Source organism: Agrobacterium sp. CFBP2214 (assembly GCF_030209895.1).
In the GTDB taxonomy this organism is placed as follows: domain Bacteria; phylum Pseudomonadota; class Alphaproteobacteria; order Rhizobiales; family Rhizobiaceae; genus Agrobacterium; species Agrobacterium radiobacter.
Genome location: NZ_JARVRC010000001.1, coordinates 402,888 through 423,445 on the forward strand (window position 1 = coordinate 402,888; position 20,558 = coordinate 423,445).

Annotated in this window: 20 protein-coding genes; 13 read left to right on the forward strand and 7 right to left on the reverse strand. The window is 60.3% G+C overall.

Going from position 1 to position 20,558, the window contains the following annotated elements:
* Nucleotides 1-47: 47 nt before the first annotated feature.
* From mnhG to QRN60_RS01990, 7 genes are all read right to left on the reverse strand, one after another.
* Nucleotides 48-392 carry a monovalent cation/H(+) antiporter subunit G gene (gene mnhG / locus QRN60_RS01960; RefSeq protein WP_060727013.1) on the reverse strand — a complete coding sequence of 115 codons (345 nt, stop codon included), beginning with the start codon at nt 390-392 and terminating at the stop codon, nt 48-50.
* Nucleotides 389-670, reverse strand: coding sequence for a K+/H+ antiporter subunit F (locus QRN60_RS01965; RefSeq protein WP_003503490.1), 282 nt, complete (start codon nt 668-670; stop codon nt 389-391). Before QRN60_RS01965 ends, mnhG begins: the two co-directional genes overlap by 4 nt.
* Complete coding sequence (locus tag QRN60_RS01970) at nt 667-1,155, reverse strand: Na+/H+ antiporter subunit E (RefSeq protein ID WP_162690243.1); 489 nt, start codon at nt 1,153-1,155, stop codon at nt 667-669. Before QRN60_RS01970 ends, QRN60_RS01965 begins: the two co-directional genes overlap by 4 nt.
* Nucleotides 1,152-2,798: a monovalent cation/H+ antiporter subunit D gene (locus tag QRN60_RS01975; protein WP_060722882.1), complete on the reverse strand. Its 1,647-nt coding sequence runs from the start codon at nt 2,796-2,798 to the stop codon at nt 1,152-1,154. Before QRN60_RS01975 ends, QRN60_RS01970 begins: the two co-directional genes overlap by 4 nt.
* Nucleotides 2,795-3,130, reverse strand: coding sequence for a Na+/H+ antiporter subunit C (locus QRN60_RS01980; protein ID WP_003503487.1), 336 nt, complete (start codon nt 3,128-3,130; stop codon nt 2,795-2,797). Before QRN60_RS01980 ends, QRN60_RS01975 begins: the two co-directional genes overlap by 4 nt.
* Nucleotides 3,130-6,048, reverse strand: coding sequence for a monovalent cation/H+ antiporter subunit A (locus QRN60_RS01985; protein WP_003503486.1), 2,919 nt, complete (start codon nt 6,046-6,048; stop codon nt 3,130-3,132). Before QRN60_RS01985 ends, QRN60_RS01980 begins: the two co-directional genes overlap by 1 nt.
* Nucleotides 6,049-6,154: 106 nt before the next feature.
* The gene (locus QRN60_RS01990; protein ID WP_129564687.1) at nt 6,155-6,532 is read right to left on the reverse strand and encodes a hypothetical protein; all 378 of its coding nucleotides are present in this window, start codon (nt 6,530-6,532) and stop codon (nt 6,155-6,157) included.
* Between the two features lie 517 nt (nt 6,533-7,049).
* Between QRN60_RS01990 and QRN60_RS01995 the strand changes: the two genes are divergently transcribed.
* The 13 genes from QRN60_RS01995 (at nt 7,050) to QRN60_RS02055 (ending at nt 20,548) form a co-directional block, all read left to right on the forward strand.
* Complete coding sequence (locus tag QRN60_RS01995) at nt 7,050-8,645, forward strand: globin-coupled sensor protein (RefSeq protein WP_223568231.1); 1,596 nt, start codon at nt 7,050-7,052, stop codon at nt 8,643-8,645.
* On the forward strand, nt 8,645-8,944 hold the full coding sequence (locus QRN60_RS02000) for an STAS domain-containing protein (RefSeq protein ID WP_003503483.1): 300 nt from the start codon (nt 8,645-8,647) through the stop codon (nt 8,942-8,944). The genes QRN60_RS01995 and QRN60_RS02000 overlap by 1 nt, the downstream gene beginning before the upstream one ends.
* Nucleotides 8,941-9,306 (forward strand): chemotaxis response regulator CheY1, encoded by a 366-nt coding sequence (cheY1, locus tag QRN60_RS02005; protein ID WP_003493773.1) that lies wholly within the window; start codon nt 8,941-8,943, stop codon nt 9,304-9,306. Before QRN60_RS02000 ends, cheY1 begins: the two co-directional genes overlap by 4 nt.
* Nucleotides 9,307-9,322: 16 nt before the next feature.
* Nucleotides 9,323-11,584 carry a chemotaxis protein CheA gene (locus tag QRN60_RS02010; protein ID WP_111781315.1) on the forward strand — a complete coding sequence of 754 codons (2,262 nt, stop codon included), beginning with the start codon at nt 9,323-9,325 and terminating at the stop codon, nt 11,582-11,584.
* Nucleotides 11,585-11,597: 13 nt separating this feature from the next.
* The gene (cheR, locus tag QRN60_RS02015) at nt 11,598-12,506 is read left to right on the forward strand and encodes a protein-glutamate O-methyltransferase CheR (protein ID WP_003503478.1); all 909 of its coding nucleotides are present in this window, start codon (nt 11,598-11,600) and stop codon (nt 12,504-12,506) included.
* Complete coding sequence (gene cheB / locus QRN60_RS02020) at nt 12,503-13,558, forward strand: protein-glutamate O-methylesterase CheB (RefSeq protein WP_003522763.1); 1,056 nt, start codon at nt 12,503-12,505, stop codon at nt 13,556-13,558. The genes cheR and cheB overlap by 4 nt, the downstream gene beginning before the upstream one ends.
* On the forward strand, nt 13,558-13,947 hold the full coding sequence (gene cheY2 / locus QRN60_RS02025) for a chemotaxis response regulator CheY2 (protein ID WP_003503467.1): 390 nt from the start codon (nt 13,558-13,560) through the stop codon (nt 13,945-13,947). Before cheB ends, cheY2 begins: the two co-directional genes overlap by 1 nt.
* A complete protein-coding gene (cheD, locus tag QRN60_RS02030; protein ID WP_003503466.1) occupies nt 13,944-14,489 on the forward strand; it encodes a chemoreceptor glutamine deamidase CheD in 546 nt (181 codons plus the stop codon). Before cheY2 ends, cheD begins: the two co-directional genes overlap by 4 nt.
* Nucleotides 14,490-14,503: 14 nt before the next feature.
* On the forward strand, nt 14,504-14,887 hold the full coding sequence (gene cheT, locus QRN60_RS02035) for a chemotaxis protein CheT (protein WP_003503465.1): 384 nt from the start codon (nt 14,504-14,506) through the stop codon (nt 14,885-14,887).
* Nucleotides 14,888-15,015: 128 nt separating this feature from the next.
* Nucleotides 15,016-16,698 carry a flagellar basal-body MS-ring/collar protein FliF gene (fliF, locus tag QRN60_RS02040; protein ID WP_003503464.1) on the forward strand — a complete coding sequence of 561 codons (1,683 nt, stop codon included), beginning with the start codon at nt 15,016-15,018 and terminating at the stop codon, nt 16,696-16,698.
* 370 nt (nt 16,699-17,068) lie between these two features.
* Complete coding sequence (visN, locus tag QRN60_RS02045; protein ID WP_003503463.1) at nt 17,069-17,800, forward strand: transcriptional regulator VisN; 732 nt, start codon at nt 17,069-17,071, stop codon at nt 17,798-17,800.
* Nucleotides 17,801-17,853: 53 nt separating this feature from the next.
* Complete coding sequence (visR, locus tag QRN60_RS02050) at nt 17,854-18,555, forward strand: transcriptional regulator VisR (RefSeq protein WP_034496317.1); 702 nt, start codon at nt 17,854-17,856, stop codon at nt 18,553-18,555.
* A 145-nt stretch (nt 18,556-18,700) separates the two neighbouring features.
* Nucleotides 18,701-20,548 carry a methyl-accepting chemotaxis protein gene (locus QRN60_RS02055; protein WP_111791869.1) on the forward strand — a complete coding sequence of 616 codons (1,848 nt, stop codon included), beginning with the start codon at nt 18,701-18,703 and terminating at the stop codon, nt 20,546-20,548.
* Nucleotides 20,549-20,558 lie beyond the last annotated feature (10 nt).

A 20,558-nucleotide genomic window follows, 5' to 3' on the forward strand; every position in this document is an offset into this window, starting at 1 on the left:
CACTTTTCGCAAGGTCATCGCTCCGAAACGGTCTCGATCTGGGCGAATTACAAATGCTCCCGATTGTCCGAATTCTGCTCCGCCCGATCCCGATAAAGTGCCGCCCGGCCGAGCAGCATCAGGGAAACCGGGGTCGTCACCGTCATGAAAATGCCGATGAAGATTTCGTGGAAGGCGAAGCGGTCGCCGGACACGGAGAAATAGATGATCGATGCCATGACGATGCCGCCGGTGCCCCAGCTGGTGCCGAGGGTTGGCGCGTGCAGGCGCTCATAGAAGCTGTTGAGCCTGGCAAAGCCGATGGTGCCGATCAGCGTCAGCGAGGCGCCGAGCAGCACGAAGAAGGCCACGGCAATGGCGGCCCAGAGCGGAAATTCGTGTACCTCGTTCATTCGATCACCTCGCCGCGCATCAGGAATTTGGAAAGGGCGACGGTGGAGACGAAGCCCAGAATGGCGATCAGCAGCGATGCCTCGAAATAGATGTCGTTGCCGGTGCGCAGGCCGAAGGTCAGGAGAAGCAGCATGGCGTTGACATAAAGCGTATCCACGCCCAGCACGCGGTCCTGCGCACGCGGGCCGATGGCGATGCGATAGACTGATATCGTCATTGCGATGGCGAGCATGAACTGTGCCAGCGAAAAGGACCAGAAAAGGATAATCGAACTCATTCGAATATCTCCATCAGCAGTTTTTCATAACGGTTCTTGATGAGGCTTATCCAGGCGGCCTCATCCACATCATCGAGAACGTGAATCAGAAGCGTGCCCTGGCTGGAATTATATTCGAGCCATGCGCTTCCCGGCGTCGAGGTCAGGATCGTCGCGAGAACGGCCAGCGCCATGGGGTCGCGAATATCGAGCGGCACCGCGAGGAAGCCGGATTTGCGGTTCTTTTCGCGCTCGAACAGGATGATCCTCACGACCGAGAGGTTGGACCTGACGATATCATAAAGCACGATGAAGATCAGCTGCACCAGCCTGTGCCAGTTGCGGATGCGCGGCTTGGCTGGCCTCAGCGACGCCATCGCCCAGGAGGCGATAAGCGCGACACAGGTGCCAAGCAGCAGGTGCCCCGCCGAAAAGCTGTTGATCGTCATCCAGAAGAAGATCAGCGAGATCGTCAGCAGCGGATAAGGCAGGATACGGCTCATCATGGTTCCGCCTCCGGGTTCGTTCCCGCTCTCGGGGCGGAAATGACGCCCTGAATATAGCTTGCCGGCAGATCGAGAATACGCGCCGTTTCCTGCATGTAACGCATCACTGGTCCTGCCTGCACGGTCATGGCAAGCGTCAGGCCGAGCAGCAGCATGATCGGCGCGATTTCGATGACGAGCACGCGCGGCACGGTTCCTTCGATGGAGGCCCAGAAGGTGCGGATGCCGGCGCGCGTCATCGAGATCAGCGAGGCGAAACCGGCAAAGACGATCAGGAAGACAAGCCACCAGGAAAGCGTGGAAACGCTGTCATTGGCGCCAAGCCCGGAAGGGTTGAGAATGGCGGTCAGCATCGAGAATTTGGCGATGAAGCCTGAGAGCGGCGGCAGGCCGGCGAGAAGAATGCCGCAGGCGGCAAAACAGGCGCCGAGCACCGCCATGGTGGCGGGCATGGTCACGCCGACTTCTTCCTCCTCATCCTCGTCTTCGCCCTCGCCATAGGCTTCCATGGTCACGGCAAGAACGTTCGCGCCCGCATCCTGCCCGCGTTCCACCAGCTCGATCAGCATGAAGAAGGCGCTGATGGTGAGGGTGGAGCTGACCATGTAATAAAGCGCACCGGCCGCAACCGTCGGATTGCCGGTGCCCATGGCGGCAAGAAGCGTTCCCGATGAGACGAGAACCGAAAAGCCGGCGAGCCGCCCCAGCGCCTGTGACGCAAGAACGCCGATGGCCCCGAAGATGATGGTGGCGATGCCGCCGACAAGCAGGGCGTCATGGCCGAAACCGGCGGATTCCCCTGCCGTCTGCCCGAAAAGCAGGAAGGACAGGCGGGCGATGACATAAATGCCGACCTTGCTCATGATCGCGAAGAGCCCGCCGACCGGGGCCGACGCCGCACCATAGGCGGAAGGCAGCCAGAAATTCAGTGGCCACATGCCGGCCTTGACCAGAAACGCAACGCCCAGAACCGCCGCTCCGGTCTCCAGCAGCATACGCTGGTCGGAGTTGAGGCCTTCGATACGATGGGCGAGGTCACCCATGTTCAGCGTGCCGGTCACACCATAGATGAGGCTGACGCCGATCAGGAAGAACAGGGCGGCAACGAGGTTGATGGCGATATAATGCAGCCCCGCCTTGACGCGCTGCTGGCCGGAACCGTGCAGCAGCAAACCATAAGAGGCCGCCAGCATCACTTCGAAGAAGACGAAGAGATTGAAGAGGTCGCCGGTCAGGAACGCACCGTTGACGCCCATCAGCATCATCTGGAACAGCGAATGGAAATGCGCGCCGGACTTGTGCCACTTGGCCATGGAATAGATCAAAGACGGGATGGCAAGCAGCGCCGTCAACAGCACCATCAGGCCGGAGAGGCGATCGGCGACGAGCACGATGCCGAACGGGGCCGGCCAGTTGCCGAGCAGGTAGACGCCGCTCGAAACTACCGCGGCGATCTCGGTATTGACCGTCGAGTTCACCTCGCGGAACAGCAGGATGGCGACCACCAGCAACAGCACGGTGGAGGTGAGGCTGATGGCGGCTTTCGCCACGCGCTGGCGCTCGTCGAAGAACAGCAGCAGGGCTGCGGTGATCAGCGGCACTAGAATGGGGGCGATGACGATGTGGAAGGGGAACGACATCATTTCGACTCCCTCCCGTCCACATGGTCGGTGCCGGTGAGGCCGCGGGCGGCAAGCAGCACGACGAGGAACAATGCGGTGGTGGCAAAGCCGATGACGATGGCCGTCAGCACCAGCGCCTGCGGCACGGGGTCGGCCAGCGTTGAGCTGTCAACGCCGTTCACCAGCACCGGCGGCGCATTGGTCTTAATGCCGCCGACACCGAAGATGAAGAGATTGACGGCATAGGACAGCAGCGAGAGCCCGACAATGACCTGATAGGTGCGCGGGCGAAGCACCAGCCAGACGCCGGAGCCGGTCATGATGCCGATGCCGATTGCAAGAATGAGTTCCATTACACGTCCTCCGCTTTTGCGGCTTCAGGCGTGCGAACGCGGTAGTTGCGCAACGATTGGTGTGCCAGTGCTATCAGGATAAGAACGGTGGAGCCGACGACCAGCGAGAAGACGCCGAGGTCGAACAGCAAGGCCGAAGCTGTCGGCATTTTGCCGATATAGGGGATCTCCGTATATTGGAAATAGGAGGTCAGGAACGGGTAGCCGAAATACCACGAGCCGATACCCGTCGCCGCCGCCATCAGAAGGCCGAAGCCCATCCAGCGCAACGGCAGGATGCGGATGCGGTCTTCCGCCCAGCGCGCGCCGCCAGCGAGATATTGCAGCAGGAAGCCAATCGCCATGGTGATGCCGGCCGCAAAGCCGCCGCCCGGCATATCATGGCCGCGCATGAACAGGAAGATCGAGAAGGTGATGATGACAGGGAACATCCACTGCATCACGATTGATGGCACGTAGAGATAGTCGCGAACCGTGTCCCCATTGCTGCGGTCGGGTCTTTCCGCATCGAAGGCGTTCTGCATCTGCTGCTGTTCCGGCACCCCGATGCTTTCATGGGCAGGGCGGAAACGGCGAAGCAGCGCAAAGACGGTAAGCGCCACGATCGCCAGAACAGCGATTTCGCCGAATGTGTCGAAGCCGCGGAAGTCGACAAGGATGACGTTGACGACATTGGTGCCGCCGCCTTCCGTATAGGCGCGCTCCAGGAAATAGGTCGCAATCGCGTTCGGCACGGGCAGGGTCATCACGGCATAGGCGATGACGGACATGCCGATACCGCTTGCAGCTGCCAGCAGGAAGTCACGGGCGCGGCGGAGCTGCGCCGGGAATTCATTGCTGCTGTCGACCTTCTCAAAGCGTTTCGGCAGCCATCTGAGGCCAAGCAGGATGAGAACCGTGGTGACGATTTCCACCAGCAGCTGGGTGATGGCGAGATCCGGTGCGGAAAGCCAGACGAAGGTAAGGCAGGTGACGAGCCCCGAGACGCCAAGCATCACGAGGGCGGCGAGGCGGTGATATTTCGCCTGCCAGGCGGCACCCATCGCGGCGATCATGCCGATCAGCCAGAGGATGGCGAAGATCGGATCGAAGGTCGTCACGCGCGGTAGCGATAGGGAGAACTCCGAAAGGAACAGAGGCGAGAAACCGGCAAGAAGCGCGACAAGGATCAGAAGCCTCAGCTGCGGCTGCAGACGCCGCGTGCCGAGCGTGCTTTCCAACCACCGCGCCCATTTCCAGGACACGGTGACGAGAATGCGCTCGAAGATGCGCTGTCCCCGCAAATGCCGGAAGACTGGCGGGCCGTCGTCGCAGCGCGAGAAATAACCGCCAAGCAGGACATAGATGGTAACGCCACCGATCAGCGCCGCAATACTCATGATGAGCGGCAGGTTGAAACCGTGCCAGATCGACAGGCTGTAGACGGGTGTCTGCGGGCCGAGAACGGAAAGCACGGCCGAATGCAGGAACGGGCCGATCGAAAGGCTCGGAACGATGCCGACGATGAGGCAGGCGAAAACCAGGAACTCGATCGGGAAACGCATCCAGCGCGGCGGTTCGTGTGGATTGGGGTTCGGCAGATCAACGGGTTTGGGGCCGAAGAAGACCGTGTGGATGAAGCGTAGCGAATAGGCGACGGCGAATGCGCCGGAAAGCGTCGCGACATAGGGCAGCGCGCGGTCGAGCAGCGAGTCGGCATGGGTTTCGACGGCCTCGGCAAAGAACATTTCCTTGGAGAGGAAGCCGTTGAACAGCGGCACGCCGGCCATGGCCGCGCTCGCCGCCATGGCGAGCGTCGCGGTCGCGGGCATATAGGTATAAAGCCCGCTCAGCCGCCGCATGTCGCGGGTGCCGGTTTCATGGTCGATAATGCCGGCGGCCATGAAAAGCGAGGCCTTGAAGGTGGCGTGGTTGACCATGTGGAAGATGGCCGCAACCGCCGCAAGCGGGCTGCCGAGGCTGAGCAGCGTGGTGATGAGGCCGAGGTGGCTGATGGTGGAATAGGCCAGCAGCCCCTTCAGATCCTGCTGGAACATGGCGAAATAAGCGCCGAGCAGCAGCGTGATGATGCCGGCCGCACCCACCAGCCAGAACCATTCCGGCGTGCCTGCCAGTACCGGCCAGAACCGTGCGAGCAGAAATACCCCTGCTTTCACCATGGTGGCGGAGTGCAGATAGGCGGAAACGGGTGTGGGCGCCGCCATGGCGTTGGGCAGCCAGAAATGAAATGGAAACTGCGCGCTCTTGGTCAGCGCGCCGCCGAGAATGAGGATAAGCGCCGGCAAATAGAGGGAATGGGCGCGAATGGCGGCACCAGCCTCGATGATCTTGTCGAGATCGTAGCTTCCCGCCATATGGCCGAGGATCAGCAGCCCAGCCAGAAGGCTGAAGCCGCCGATGCCGGTCACGGTCAGCGCCATGCGCGCACCGTCGCGAGCGCCGGCATTCTGGTGCCAGTAGCCGATCAGCAGGAACGAGAAGATACTCGTCATTTCCCAGAAGATCGACAGCAGGATGACGTTGCCAGAGAGGACCACGCCGAGCATTGAGCCCATGAAGGCGAGGAAGAAGGCGAAAAAACGCGGGATCGGATCTTCAGCCGACATGTAGTAACGGGCGTACAGCACCACCAGCAGGCCGATGCCGGTAATCAGCATTGAGAAAATCCAGGCGAACCCGTCCAGCCGCAGGGTAAAGTTCAGGCCGAGCTGGGGCAGCCATTCCACATCATATTTAAGAACCGCGCCGCCACTGACGCTCGTATAAAGAAAGATGCTGCTGACCAGCCCGAAAAGGGCGACTGCGCCCGCGACGGAGGCGGGGGCTGCGGCTACACCCTCGCGCGGCATGAAAGCCGTCAGGAGCGCGCCAACGAAGGGCAATGCGACAATAAATGGGAGAATGATTGCAAGTGTCATATGCGGCGGCGGTTTTCTCTCTGGAATGGGAGCCTACGGCGGGTTTCCGACGCCTCCGATCCCTCAAGGTTCGCAATGAACCCGATGATGATGACCGCCGGAATGACTAATACATAATATGCGGAGGCGCGCGTGGAACCACGCTGGCAAAGTCTCGGGAAGTTTGTGGCACGATGGCAACAGCAGCGAGCGAGACTTCGGCGTGATCCCTGAGGTTCGGGGCGAATGAAGCGAACTCGCTATAACGAAGGCCCGAACCGGCGTCGCCGGTCCTGCAGCCGACATCGTTGCCGCTATCGCAAGCTTTTTCGCGAAGAGAAATGGAACGGCCCGGATCGACGCTCTGCAATCGCTCAAGGCGGCTGGTTTTGGAAAGGGGCTTTATGCCGGAGGGCGCCTGAAGGCCGATCATGACGAGCAGGCTCGCGACCACGAGACCGATCAGCACTTGCGGATGGCGCCTTGAACTGCGGCCTTTCTCCATCCATGGCAAGTTGGCATCTCCTTGATCGTAAAGGTCTCTTTAAAGCATCACCGTTGAGCGAATATCCTGTTGATTTGTTTTAGGGGAAGCCGGACATGCTTGTCCAGCGCGCAGGCGGGAAAAACCGCCCGCAGCGTCCGATTCCTTTTCGTTTTTGCCCGTTTGCGGCAAAGTGAGGGCGGCCTTGGCTAAAAGCTTTTACAAATTTTACCGTTTGACGCTGCCGCCTGTGTTTCTTAACTTTCAAGCAAGGAATTAACCATAAAGATTGATGGTATTTCCACGGCGGAATGGGGTCTCTCCCCTTCCAGGCATGACGCCGCACTGCCGTACCGGTGCCGATCCGGTATTTTCGTTTCTTGGTTCAAGAAGGTCAGGCAAGCGTCGATGCCGCATCGTCCGCGATGGGTATGTTCGTTCAAAAATCCCCTTAAGGGTGCTGGCGTTCTGAACCTTGGCCAATTTGGCCGGGTTTTACCGGCCGTCATGTTATTGGGGACGTCGGTTGGGGCAGGACTTGCCATCAGATCAAGCGCGCAGGTCGGCAGGCGGAAGCCTGGCGGGACGGTTGCGTTTTGCCGGCCTCGATGAGACGCAATCCGATTTCCTGCGCAGCTATCGCAGCATGCTGGAGCCTTACGTCAAGGCCGGCCTGCGGGACGTGATGACCCGTTTCCAGTCCATGCCGGACTGTTCCCCGTCCTTCGAAAGCGAAAATCAGCTCGACCGACTGCACGATCTGCAATCCTCGCACTGGAGCGTTTTGACGGATGCGCGTTTCGATGCGCTTTATGCCGAGCGGGTGAAGGTTCTCTCCGATAATTCCAGCCGCATGGGGCTTGATCCGCGCTGGCAGATCGCCAGCCACGCGGTGGTTCTGGAACATCTTGTCGGCGGACTGGTGGCCGAACATGCGCCACGCTCCATCCTGCCCGGCAACCGCAAGAAAACCCGTGAACTGGCGGAAGCCGTGAAGAACGTCGTCCGTCTGGTGATGGTCGACACCGAAATCGCCGTCTCGCTGCGTTTTAACGAATTGCGCCTGCGCCATGGCCGGGAGCTGGCCGAGCAGCGGGACAGTGACCGCTCGGAAGCGGCGACGTTGCTGGGCACCGCATTGACGGCCTTTGCTGCAGGCGATTTGCAGGCCCGCATCGGCGGCGATGTACCTGAAGCCTATCGCGACGTTGCGGCTTCCTTCAATACGGCTCTGGAAACGATCGGCGCATCGCTGATCGCGGCGCAAAACAACATCGGCGAGGCTGAGGTGCTCGGCGCGCGGTTTGCCGATATGGGCCGCTCCATCGCGGAGCGTTCCCGCCAGCAGGCCGAAGCCCTTGCCGAGACCTCCCGTGCGATCCAGGCGATGATCGGTAACGTTGCCGAAAACGGCGCCCGCATAGCGGCGACGGAAAAGGCGGTTTCCAGCGCCCGCGATGCGGCTGTCGAAAGCGGCCGGGCGATCGGCGAGGCGATCGACGCCATGTCGGACATCGAACAATCCGCCGAACAGATCGGCAGGATCATCGGCACGATTGACGAGATTGCTTTTCAGACAAATCTTCTGGCCCTCAATGCCGGCATCGAGGCGGCGCGCGCGGGTGATAGCGGCCGTGGTTTCGCCGTCGTCGCGCAGGAAGTCCGGGCGCTCGCCCAGCGGTCTGCAGATGCGGCAAGAGAGATCAAGAGCCTCGTCGGCACCACGAAGACGCAGGTTGAGGGCGGCGTGCGCATGGTCAACCGCACACAGGACGCAATCGGCGGCGTCGTCCGGCAGGTTTCAGGCATCAACGACATGATCGCGGAAGTCTCCCGGCATACGGCCGAGCAGGCCGGCGAACTGCAATCGGTTGCCGCCGATATTGGCGGGCAGCAACGGCAGGCGGACCGGAATGCCGTCGATATCAGTGCGAGCGCCTCCGAGGGCGACGCGCTTCAAACCGTCATTCTGGAACTCGGCCGCACCATCCGCGAATTCCGCATTGCCCGTCAGGGGCAGGCGAAGGCGGCGTCCGGTGCGGACCGGCAGGACACTTCATTTATGGCCCGTGCGGATAACCGCACGGATTACGGCCAGGATTACCAACAATTCAGACGCCAAGGAGTCATGTAATGGCAGCCAGAAAAGCAGCTGAGGCGACGCTGAAACTGTCACCGGTGCTGGATCTCAACGAAGCATCGGCCCTGCACGGCAAGCTGATGACGCTGAGAGGAGCACCGTTGTCGGTCGACGCGTCCGAGGTGGAGCGTATCGGTGCACTTTGCGCCCAGGTCCTCATGGCCGGCGCGAAGTCCTGGGAGGAGGATGGCAAGCCCTTCGGTTTTGCCAGGGTGTCCGATGCATTCGACAAGACCATGAAACTGATAGGCGTCGATATTGACCATTTGCTCCCCAAGGAGATGCAAAAGTGAAGAAAAAAGTTCTTACCGTGGATGATTCCCGGACGATCAGGAACATGCTCCTGGTCACGCTTAACAATGCCGGTTTCGAAACCATTCAGGCCGAAGACGGCATCGAGGGCCTCGAAGTGCTCGAGCAGAGCAACCCCGATGTCATCGTGACTGATATCAACATGCCCCGTCTCGATGGTTTCGGCTTCATCGAGGGTGTGCGTCGCAACGAAAAGTACCGGGCGATCCCGATCCTCGTTCTGACGACTGAAAGCGATGCAGAAAAGAAGAACCGCGCCCGTCAGGCCGGTGCGACCGGCTGGATCGTCAAGCCGTTCGACCCTGCAAAACTCATCGATGCCATTGAACGCGTAACCGCCTGATACGGGACATTTCACGATGGATATGAACGAAATCAAGGAAATCTTTTTCCAGGAATGCGAGGAGCAGCTCGCCGAACTGGAATCGGGGCTTCTTAAATTGAATGACGGCGACCGTGATCCGGAAACCGTCAACGCCGTTTTCCGTGCCGTTCATTCCATCAAGGGCGGGGCTGGTGCCTTCGGTCTCGATGATCTCGTGGCTTTCGCCCACGTTTTTGAAACGACCCTCGACTGCGTCCGCTCCAACAAGCTGGAGCCGACCCAGGATGTTCTGAAAGTCATGCTGCGCTCCGCCGACGTGCTGGCGGACCTGACCAATGCGGCAAGAGACGGCGGCAGCGTCGATGAAAGCCGCACCCGTGGCCTCGTGAAGGAACTGGAAGCGCTGGCAAACGGCGAAGCCGTTCCGGCATCCGCGCCGGCTCCCGTCGCCGTAAAGGCACCGGAACCCGTGAAGGCCAAGCCGACGGATGAGAGCGGCTTTGAGCCGATCCCGTTCTCTTTTACGGACTTTGCCGACGAAACCACGCCGCTGATGGAAGTGCCGTCCTTCCAGATCACCTTCAAGCCGCATGCGTCGCTTTATTCGAAGGGCAACGAGGCGGCACTTCTGCTGCGCGATCTCTCGCGCATCGGCGAGATGAGCATCAATTGCGACATGTCGGAGCTGCCTTCGCTCGACAAGCTCGATCCTGAAGCATCCTATCTCTCCTGGACGGTTTCGATCGCGACCGACAAGGGCGAAGAGGGTATCCGCAGCGTCTTCGAATTTGCCGAATGGGATTGCGATCTGGAAATCGTGCCTGATGTTTCGGCCGTCGCAGGCGGCGATGAAGAGCTTCCGATGATCCCGGTGCCGTTCGACCTTTCGGCTCTCGATAGCGGATCGGAAGAGCAGCCCATCGTTGAAATCGCTACGGCGGAAGCGTCTTATGCTGCAGCAGCCGTCGAAACGGCCGTCGCGACGACGCAGATCGCCCAGAGCGTCAATGCCGCCATCGAAAAGCGCGAGGCTGCGGCCGCGCCTGCCGCAGCGCAGGCGAACGCCAACGCAGCGGCCAATGCCAGCGCCGGCCAGACCATCCGTGTCGATCTCGATCGCGTCGACCGCCTGATCAACCTTGTCGGCGAGCTCGTCATCAATCAGGCGATGCTGTCGCAGAGTGTCATCGAAAACGACGCAAGTGGCACGTCGGCCGTCAATATGGGCCTCGACGAGCTGCAGCAGCTGACGCGCGAAATCCAGGACAGCGTCATGGCGATCCGCGCGCAGCCGGTAAAGCCGGTGTTCCAGCGCATGTCGCGTATCGTCCGCGAAGTCGCCGACATGATCGGCAAGCAGATCCGCCTCATCACCGAAGGTGAAAACACAGAAGTCGACAAGACGGTCATCGACAAGCTGGCCGAACCCCTGACGCACATGATCCGCAATGCCGTCGACCACGGCATCGAAACGCCGGAAAAGCGCGAGGCTGCGGGCAAGAACCCGGAAGGCACCATCAAGCTTTCGGCCAAGCACCGTTCGGGTCGCATCCTGATCGAACTGCAGGACGACGGCGCCGGCATCAACCGCGAGCGTGTTCGCCAGAAGGCGATCGACAACGATCTGATCGCCGCCGATGCGAACCTGACCGACGAGGAGATCGACAATCTGATCTTCGCGCCGGGCTTCTCCACGGCAGACAAGATTTCCGATATTTCCGGCCGCGGCGTGGGCATGGATGTGGTCAAGCGCTCCATTCAGGCGCTTGGCGGCCGCATCAGCATCTCCTCGCGCCCGGGCCACGGTTCGACTTTCACCATGAGCCTGCCGCTGACGCTTGCCGTTCTCGACGGCATGGTGGTGACTGTTGCCGGCCAGACGCTGGTGGTGCCGCTGACCGCGATCGTGGAAACCCTGCAGCCGGAAGCAAAGAACATTCACTCCTTCGGCGCCAACCAGCGGCTGATCTCCATCCGCAACTCCTTCTGCCCGCTGGTGGATGTCGGTCGCGTGTTGAACTTCCGTCCGACCCAGGCCGATCCGGTCGAAGGTGTCGCCCTTCTGGTGGAATCGGAAGGCGGTGGCCAGCGTGCCCTGATGGTCGATGCGATCCAGGGCCAGCGCCAGGTCGTCATCAAATCGTTGGAGGCGAACTATACCCATGTTCAGGGCATTGCCGCCGCCACTATCCTCGGTGACGGGCGCGTCGCTCTCATTCTGGATGTCGATGCCATCGTCAGCGCCTCGCGCGGACAGCCACTGAAGCAGGAAATGTCGCTTGCGGCGACAGGTTGAAAGCGGATCATCCATGGCAGCACTTAATTTCAGCGACCAGCGCCAGTCTCCCGACGACGTCCTTGCCAGCGGTGAATATCCGCTGACGAGACGCGACCTGTCGGAAATCGCGGCGATGATCTATGCCGATGCGGGCATCTATCTCAACGACACCAAGGCGTCGCTGGTCTATTCCCGCCTCTCGAAGCATATCCGCAATCTCGGCCTGTCAGGCTTCCGCGAATATTGCGCCCTGGTATCCTCACCGGAGGGCGCGCCGGCGCGGCGCGAAATGCTGTCGCACCTGACGACGAATTTCACCCGCTTCTTCCGCGAAAACCATCATTTCGAACATCTGCGTGATGACGTCCTGCCGGGCCTCATCGCCCGGGCGAAATCCGGCGGGCGCGTCCGCATCTGGTCGGCGGCCTGTTCCGACGGGCAGGAGCCCTATTCGATTGCGCTCACCGTGCTCGCCATGTTTCCGAATGCGGCGGATTACGATTTCAAAATCCTCGCGACGGATATCGACCCGAAGATTTTGGCGCAGGCCCGCGCCGGGGTCTATGACGACAACGCGCTCGAAACCGTGTCTCCCGCCATGCGCAAGCAATGGTTCGCGGAAGTCGATGCCGGTGGTCGCCGCAAGTTCCGCATTGACGACAAGGTCAAGCGCCTCATTACGTTCAACGAGTTGAACCTGATGACGCAGTGGCCCTTCAAGGGCAATTTCGACGTGATCTTCTGCCGCAACGTCGTCATCTACTTCGACGAGCCGACGCAGATGCGCATCTGGTCGCGTTTCGCCGGGCTGCTGCCGGAAGGTGGTCATCTTTATATCGGCCATTCCGAACGTGTGTCCGGTGACGCAAAGAACCTGTTCGACAATACGGGCATCACCACCTACCGCTACATTGGTCACGCATCCGGGAGGAAGGCATGAGCGCACTCGCACGGGTACTCGTCGTCGATGATTCTCCGACGATGCGCGGCCTGATTTCGGCCGTTCTCAAGGCCGATCCCGAAGTCGAGGTGGTCGGTCAGGCCGGCAACGCCATGGAGGCGCGCGCCGCCATCAAGCAGCTCAATCCCGATGTCGTGACGCTCGACATCGAGATGCCGGAAATGAACGGGCTGGAATTTCTCGAAAAGATCATGCGCCTGCGTCCCATGCCGGTCATCATGGTCTCGTCGCTCACCCACCGCGGCGCGGACGCTTCGCTGGCCGCGCTTGAAATCGGCGCTTTCGACTGTGTCGGCAAACCGGCGCCGGGCGATGCACGCCCCTTCGGCGATCTCGCCGACAAGGTGAAGGCTGCTGCCCGCTCGCAGCATGCCGCTTACCGCGCTGCGCGCCCGGAAGCCGCTGCCGCGCCGCAGCCGGTCCCGGTCAGCGAATATCGGGCGGGTCGCAAGGTCGTCGCCATCGGCTCCTCCACGGGTGGTGTCGAAGCGCTGATCGCCGTGCTGCAGAAATTCCCGGCCAACTGCCCGCCGACCGTCATCACCCAGCACATGCCGCCGACCTTCACCAAGAGCTTCGCCGAACGGCTGAACCGCATCTGCGCCCCCGTCGTGGAAGAGGCGACTGATGGCGCGCGCCTGCAGACCGGCAAGATCTATCTTGCGCCGGGCGGCGAACGCCATCTGCAGATCGCCAACCGGTCTGCACCCTGCTGCCGGCTTGTCGAGCGCGATCCCGTCAACGGCCATCGCCCCTCGGTCGATGTGCTCTTCGATTCTGTCGCCGAGCTTGCCGGCCGCAACGCCGTCGGCGTCATCTTGACGGGCATGGGCCGCGATGGTGCGGCCGGGCTCTTGAAAATGCGTCATGCCGGTGCGCGCACCGTCGGCCAGAACGAAAAAACATGTGTCGTCTATGGCATGCCCCGCGTGGCCTATGAGCTTGGCGCGGTGGAACAGCAATTGCCGTTGGCCTCCATCGGTGAAGAAATCCTGAAACTAACCACTGCCCGCAAAGAAGGTGCTGACTAATGTCTCTCGCAGAAAAGATCAAAGTTCTGATCGTCGACGATCAGGTGACCAGCCGGCTGCTCCTCAGCGATGCGCTGACACAGCTCGGCTTCAAGCAGATCACCGCCGCCGGCGACGGCGAGCAGGGAATGAAGATCATGGAGCAGCAGCCCCATCATCTCGTCATCTCCGATTTCAACATGCCGAAGATGGATGGTCTCGGTTTCCTGCACGCCGTGCGGGCCAACCCGACCACCAAGAAGGCCGCCTTCATCATCCTCACCGCGCAGGGCGACCGCGCGCTGGTGCAGAAGGCAGCCCAGCTCGGCGCCAACAACGTGCTGGCCAAGCCCTTCACGATTGACAAGATGCGCGCTGCCATCGAGGCGGTTTTCGGATCGCTGAAATGATTGAAGCTGCGGCCAAGCGCGTACATATCATTCAGGGCGAGTACAAGGTCATCAGCGATCCCGACGTGGTCATGACGACGATACTCGGTTCGTGCGTGGCCGCCTGTCTGAGAGACCCCGTTGCCGGCCTCGGAGGCATGAACCACTTCCTGCTGCCGGGAACGGGCAATGTGACCGGCGGAGATGCGACGCGTTACGGCGTGCATCTCATGGAGCTCCTGATCAACGGCCTCCTGAAGCAGGGCGCGCGGCGTGACCGGCTGGAAGCCAAGGTTTTCGGCGGCGCGAAGACGATCGCCAGCTTTTCCAATGTCGGCGAGCAGAATGCCATCTTCGCCATGCAGTTTCTGAAGGATGAGGGTATTCCGGTCATAAGCTCCTCCACGGGCGGGGAACACGGCCGCAAGATCGAATTCTGGCCGGTCTCCGGTCGTGCACGTCAGCATCCGCTCAGCGGCGCGGAAACCCAGAAGACGGTTGCCTTGGAAACGCGTCCGGTGCCGGCCCCAAAGCCCGTCGCCAACGACATCGAATTTTTCTAGTCACGGAGTTTCCAATGCAGCTTGCAGAGCACACCGCCACCACTCCGTTCGAAGAAGCCCTGCCGGATGTTCTGATGCGCGTGGTATCGGAATTGCACGATGTCGCCTACCTTATAGAGCGCATCGAACCGCAATTGCTTGAAGTGACCAACGGTCAATTGTCGAGCGACGGCGTCAAGCTCCTGCAGGGCATCGACCTTGCCGTCCAGAAGACCCGTGGCCTTGCCGAATTCATCGATACCGTCACCGGCTCCATTCCCGGAGACTGGATCGTGGATGTCTCTACCGCGCTCAGCCTCGTCAAGCTTGCGGAAATGCAGAAGGCGCTCGGCGCCGCCTTCCGCCATGGCCATTCCCAGCCGCTCGACAAGGCCTCCGGCGACTTCGACCTCTTCTAGCGGCATTTCCGCCGTTGCCTGCCTCTTCGCGGAATGCGGAGAAAGGCAACGCTCGCGCAAGCTTCGCACCCTATTGTCATTACGGGGCCAAAAGGTCTCGGACTCTATGAATGACGGTGCGGAACAGAATGAATCTGTTAAATCAAATCCCTCAGGTCTTGAAGAATGTTGCTGCGCTGGGGCAGACACGGCTTTTGATGCTGGGCGGCGTGGGCGTTTTGTCCATGGCCATTATCCTTGCAGCAGCGCTTTACGTGAACCGTCCCGCTTACGAGACCCTTTATGTGGGGCTTGAAAAAAGCGACCTCAACAAGATCAGCATTGCGCTCGCCGAATCGGGTCTGGACTTTCAGGTAGGGACCGATGGTTCCAGCCTTCAGGTTCCCGTTGGGCTCACCAGCAAGGCACGGCTGCTTCTGGCCGAGCGCGGCCTGCCGGACAGCGCCAATGCCGGTTATGAGCTTTTCGACAATGTCGGTTCTCTCGGCCTGACCTCCTTCATGCAGGAAGTGACGCGCGTTCGCGCCCTTGAGGGCGAAATCAGCCGCTCCATCCAGCAGATTGACGGCATTGCCGCTGCACGCGTCCATATCGTCATGCCTGACGTCGGCAATTTCCGCCGTGGCGAACAGAAGCCCACCGCATCGGTCATGATCCGCGCCAGCGCCACCGCAGGGCGCAAGGCATCGGCTTCCATCCGTCACCTCGTCGCCTCGGCCGTTCCCGGCCTCGAGGTCGATGATGTGACTCTCCTCGATTCGACCGGCCAGCTTCTGGCCTCCGGCGACGACGTCACCAACGCCGCCATGAACCGCTCGCTGACACTGGCGCAGAATGTTCAGCAGGAAATCACGACCAACATCGACAAGGCGCTGGCGCCTTTCCTCGGCATGGACAATTTCCGCTCCAGCGTGACGGCGCAGCTCAATACCGACAGCCGCCAGATTCAGGAAACCGTCTACGACCCGGAATCACGCGTCGAGCGCTCCATCCGCACGGTGAAGGAAGACCAGAAATCCCAGGAAACGCAGCCGGATACGGCCGCGACCGTGGAGCAGAACGTACCGCAGGCAGCGCCCCAGGGCGGCGGCAGTGGCCCGCAGTCTTCCGACCAGTCGGCCAAGAAGGAAGAGCAGACGAACTACGAGATCAATTCCAAGACGGTCGCCACGGTCAAGAACGGCTATACCGTCGAGAAGATTTCGGTCGCGGTTGTCGTCAACAAGGGTCGCATCGCCAAGATGGTCGGCGAACCCGCCGATCAGGCCAAGATCGACGCCTATCTCGCCGAGATGCAGAAGATCGTAACCTCGGCGGCCGGCATTTCTTCCGATCGCGGCGATATGGTGACGCTCACCGCTATGGACTTCCTCGAAACGCAGCTGCTTGATGAAGCCGTAAGCGGGCCGGGCATCATGGAAGTGCTGAGCCGCAATTCGGCCGGCATCATCAACTCGCTCGCCTTCGTCGCCGTCGCCTTCCTCGTCATCTGGCTCGGTGTGCGTCCTCTGGTCCGCACGGTTACCGCCAACGGTGCAGCAGCGGGTCAGCTCAGCCAGGAGACTGCCGGTCTGGAACTGCCGGACTTCTCTCCCGGCATGGATGCCGGCGCAGGTGGTCTCATGGAAGGTTTCGGGGCGGATTTCGGCTTCGACAGCACCGACGATCTTCTGGCAGGCGGCGATGGCGAGGGCACATTCAACCGCCGGGTTCGCGAAGGGCCCGAACGCAGGCTCTCCCGCATGGTGGAAATCAGCGAGGAACGAGCCGCCAAGATCCTGCGCAAATGGGCGGTGGAAAAAGCAGCATAATATCAAAAAGGCCGGTTTTACCCGGCCTTTTTTCTGTTTTCGGGCTTTTTGCTATCCTTGGCGGGCGCATCGTGGCAATCTCGTTTTAGGACAGTGTTTACAAAAAATTCAGCAACGATACAGTTTGCTGGGAATTGGCTGAGAATGCCGTTTATGGATTGAACAGCTTTTCAGTATGTTTTTTTAGCAATAGACGAACAGTGAAATACGTGGAAAGGCTGGTGTCAGGTAATGGCAAATCCCAGTCCGTTCCATAAAATGAAGTGATTCGGTCTCCGGGGGCTTGCCGTCCCATTTTGGTAAGCTTCTCGAATGGAATGATTCCATCCCGAGGTATAATCTCCCACTGGGAGCAAGAGGGCGTAGGCGATTGAAAGTCGATGTTGATATCCGCAGGCTGTCTGCCAAGCCTATGGAGGGCATGGGTAAGCCCTTGCCACGCGATCAGCTTGCTAAAAACGTCGCAGCCACGGCTGCTGCCGGTAACGTTGCAGGCGCACTGGATCTGCTCGTAACCTATGCTGGCGCCTCGCATTATCTGCTGGCGCGGGATGATCTTCTCGAAGAAACCGGACTGAAATTCATCGTCACCTCCGACTGGCCTTTTGATCTGGTCCGCAGGCTTGGCCTTGAACTGGCCAACAGCCAGAACAGATCAAGCGAAATGGAGAAATGCCTTTCGCTTCTGCAGCCACGGCTGCTTTTCCTTCCCGATGATGTTGCGGTTCCCTACGGCATAGACCGGCAATATTCGGCGCTCTCCTTCTGCGTGGGCCGCATCCGGCTTTCTCTGCTGCTGCTGTTTCCCGAAGAAGCGGTGCCTTCGCCGGAAAGACTGCGCGAAATCGCCCTGCTGACGGGTTATTGCGTCAGTTTCGGCATTGCCAGCGAAGCAAAGACCGTGCGCGATATCGATCTCACGGAGCGTGAGCTTGAGTGCCTGTTCTGGATCGCGGAAGGCAAGACAAGTGACGAAATTGCGATGATCCTTGGCATTTCACGCAATACGATCAATAATTACATCACAAGCGTGATGCGGAAAACCGCGACAAAAACCCGCTCGGAGGCAATTGCCTACGCCGTGCGCAACAACCTCGTATAATGGTCGGACGGATGGTACAGACGAAAGACAATGAGGGTACAGGTCAAATGGGCATGTTTTACCGCAGCCCTGTCGTGACGAGCCGGTCGGATCTGTTTCCGAAGCTTGTCGCCATGCAGAAGCTGGTCGGCGCGCGCAATTTCGTGGTGACGAAAGCTGCCGCTTCCGGTTTCCCGAACAAGAAGAAGTTGACCTGCGAGCTGGAAAACTGGGGCATGAATGCCGCAGAACAGAGCACGCAGTTCATCCGCGCCGTCGGCGATATTCTTCTCGATCATATCGAGACATCGCTTCTGCCGGTGATATGGCGCAACAAGAATGCCGGCGGCTTTGCCGATCTTCCCGATGTGCCCGCACTTCTGCGCCGCATCGAGAACGACACATTGCCCTATGCGGGGCTCGCCCTGCCGGTGCGGCTTGGCACCATCGGCAACGGTTATATCGTCTTCTGCGGCACCAACCTCGTTCTCGACAATGAGGTCGTGATCGAGCAGCACATCAAATGCTGCGAGATCATGGTGGACATGCTGGCGCTGGACGAGCGCAAGGCGGCACCCTCCGAAGCCTTGAGCGAGAGGGAAATCGCCTGCCTGCAACTGGCGGGGGATGGCCGTATCAGCGAAGAAATCGCGGTCAAGCTCGGGCTTTCCGTGCACACCGTCAACGCCTATCTCGGTTCGGCGACGATCAAGCTCGATTCCGTCAACCGTATCCAGGCGATCGCCAAGGCTATCAGGCTCGGTTATATCCATTGATGGCGGACGGGGTTTCCCCGCCCCTCCCAGGCCGGCGGCCCCGAACCGGCATTTGCGCCTCCCTAAAAGGCGCTATCGGCACTTCGCGTTTTTTTAACAGTTGCCTACTAGAACTTTTATAAGTTTGGCTTTGGGGAACTGTTTCATGCACAACCGGCTCTTTAAGTCCGTTGCTGGCAAGGTTGTCGCGCTGACGATCGGCCTGATCACGCTCAGCGTGGCGGCAGTTGGTTTTTCGACCTATATCCGCTTGAAGGACAATATCATCACCACCGCGCTGCGCGATACGCACAGCGCAATGCGCAGCATGGCGATCCTTTACGAACTGAAGGTCGGCGGCGTCGCCCTCGAAATGGTGGATGGGGACCTCAAAAGTGTGGGTCGCGCCAGCATCGGAACGATGCGCGACAATGATCTCGTCGACCGCACCGCAGCCGGTAACGGCGGTATTTCTACCGTGTTTGAAGCCAAGGGCGGCGAATTCATTCGCATGACCACCAATCTGAAGAACGAAAAGGGCGAGAGAGCAGCCGGCACCAAGCTTGCTACCGATCATCCCGCTTTTGCGAAAGTCTCCAAGGGTGAGGCCTATTTTGGCACCGCCACGCTGTTCGGCACCAGCTACATGACCGGTTACATGCCTGTCACGAACAAGACCGGCGCAACCGTCGGCATCCTGTTCGTGGGTGTTCCCATGGACGTCTACGATGCGCAGATATACAGCCTGCGCGACATGATGCTCATCTGCGGCGCGCTCGCCATGCTTGGCGTCGGACTGCTCGCCTACTTTGTCATCAAGCGCACGCTTCAACCCCTTGGCAAGTTGACCGATGCGGTGAAGTCCCTTTCGGACGGCAATCTCGATACGCCGATCCCTTACGCCACCAACACCAATGAATTTGGCAACATCGCCCGCGCGCTGGTGATTTTCCGCGAAAATGCGCTTGAGAAACTGGCGATCGAGGGCAAAAGCGCCGAAGAACGCTCTGCGGCGGAGTCCGAGCGTTACCGCAACGACGCCGAGAAACAGGAACTCGACAGCCAGATCGAATTTGCGGTCGGCGAGATCGCCTCCGGTCTTGGCAGGCTTTCGCGCGGCGATCTGAGCCGCACGATCGAGACGCCTTTCACTGGCCGTCTCGACCGTCTGCGCACGGATTTCAACGAATCCCTTCTCAACCTGCGCGATGCGCTGGGGCAGATCCGCGAGCGCACGCTCATCATCCAGCATAGCGGCTTCGAAATCGAGCAGTCGTCGGTCGATCTGTCGAAGCGCACCGAAAATCAGGCCGCCTCGCTGGAAGAGACCGCCGCCGCCGTAGACGAAATCACCGTCACCGTCAGATCCTCGGCCGAGCGTGCGCGGGAGGCCAATGAGGCCGTGCGCATCACCAAGCAGAGCGCCGACAGTTCCGGTTCGGTCGTCAGCAACGCCGTCGACGCCATGGGCCGCATCGAAGATGCCTCGCGCAAGATCGAGCAGATCATCGAGGTCATCGACGACATTGCCTTCCAGACCAATCTTCTTGCCCTGAATGCCGGCATCGAGGCGGCGCGTGCGGGCGAAGCGGGCAAGGGTTTTGCCGTCGTGGCGCAGGAAGTGCGCGAGCTTGCCCAGCGCTCCGCCGACGCGGCGCGTGAAATCAAGCAGCTCATCAACCAGTCGACGCAGGAAGTCAGTTCCGGATCGAAGCTGGTGCAGGAGGCGGGCACCGTGCTTTCCGCCATCAGCCGGCAGATCGTCACCGTCAGCCAGCATGTCGAAACCATCGCCACGGCAACGCAGGACCAGTCCTCGGCACTTCATAACGTCAACAGTTCCGTCAACCAGATGGATCAGATGACCCAGCAGAACGCGGCCCTTGCCGAACAGTCGAGTGCGGCCAGCAGCATATTGTCCGGAGAGGTGGAAGCGCTGCTCGATCTCGTTCAGCGTTTCCAGATGGAACATGGCTCGGCGACCGGCAGGGATCGATTGAGCCGTGCGGCCTGACACGCTTATT

Excerpts from the sequence above, each read along its gene's own strand:
- mnhG (WP_060727013.1), bottom strand. The coding sequence starts at position 392 with ATGAACGAGGTACACGAATTTCCGCTCTGGGCCGCCATTGCCGTGGCC.
- QRN60_RS01965 (WP_003503490.1), bottom strand. The coding sequence starts at position 670 with ATGAGTTCGATTATCCTTTTCTGGTCCTTTTCGCTGGCACAGTTCATG.
- QRN60_RS01970 (WP_162690243.1), bottom strand. The coding sequence starts at position 1,155 with ATGATGAGCCGTATCCTGCCTTATCCGCTGCTGACGATCTCGCTGATC.
- QRN60_RS01975 (WP_060722882.1), bottom strand. The coding sequence starts at position 2,798 with ATGATGTCGTTCCCCTTCCACATCGTCATCGCCCCCATTCTAGTGCCG.
- QRN60_RS01980 (WP_003503487.1), bottom strand. The coding sequence starts at position 3,130 with ATGGAACTCATTCTTGCAATCGGCATCGGCATCATGACCGGCTCCGGC.
- QRN60_RS01985 (WP_003503486.1), bottom strand. The coding sequence starts at position 6,048 with ATGACACTTGCAATCATTCTCCCATTTATTGTCGCATTGCCCTTCGTT.
- QRN60_RS01990 (WP_129564687.1), bottom strand. The coding sequence starts at position 6,532 with ATGGAGAAAGGCCGCAGTTCAAGGCGCCATCCGCAAGTGCTGATCGGT.
- QRN60_RS02000 (WP_003503483.1), top strand. The coding sequence starts at position 8,645 with ATGGCAGCCAGAAAAGCAGCTGAGGCGACGCTGAAACTGTCACCGGTG.
- QRN60_RS02010 (WP_111781315.1), top strand. The coding sequence starts at position 9,323 with ATGGATATGAACGAAATCAAGGAAATCTTTTTCCAGGAATGCGAGGAG.
- cheR (WP_003503478.1), top strand. The coding sequence starts at position 11,598 with ATGGCAGCACTTAATTTCAGCGACCAGCGCCAGTCTCCCGACGACGTC.
- cheB (WP_003522763.1), top strand. The coding sequence starts at position 12,503 with ATGAGCGCACTCGCACGGGTACTCGTCGTCGATGATTCTCCGACGATG.
- cheY2 (WP_003503467.1), top strand. The coding sequence starts at position 13,558 with ATGTCTCTCGCAGAAAAGATCAAAGTTCTGATCGTCGACGATCAGGTG.
- cheD (WP_003503466.1), top strand. The coding sequence starts at position 13,944 with ATGATTGAAGCTGCGGCCAAGCGCGTACATATCATTCAGGGCGAGTAC.
- cheT (WP_003503465.1), top strand. The coding sequence starts at position 14,504 with ATGCAGCTTGCAGAGCACACCGCCACCACTCCGTTCGAAGAAGCCCTG.
- fliF (WP_003503464.1), top strand. The coding sequence starts at position 15,016 with ATGAATCTGTTAAATCAAATCCCTCAGGTCTTGAAGAATGTTGCTGCG.
- visR (WP_034496317.1), top strand. The coding sequence starts at position 17,854 with ATGTTTTACCGCAGCCCTGTCGTGACGAGCCGGTCGGATCTGTTTCCG.
- QRN60_RS02055 (WP_111791869.1), top strand. The coding sequence starts at position 18,701 with ATGCACAACCGGCTCTTTAAGTCCGTTGCTGGCAAGGTTGTCGCGCTG.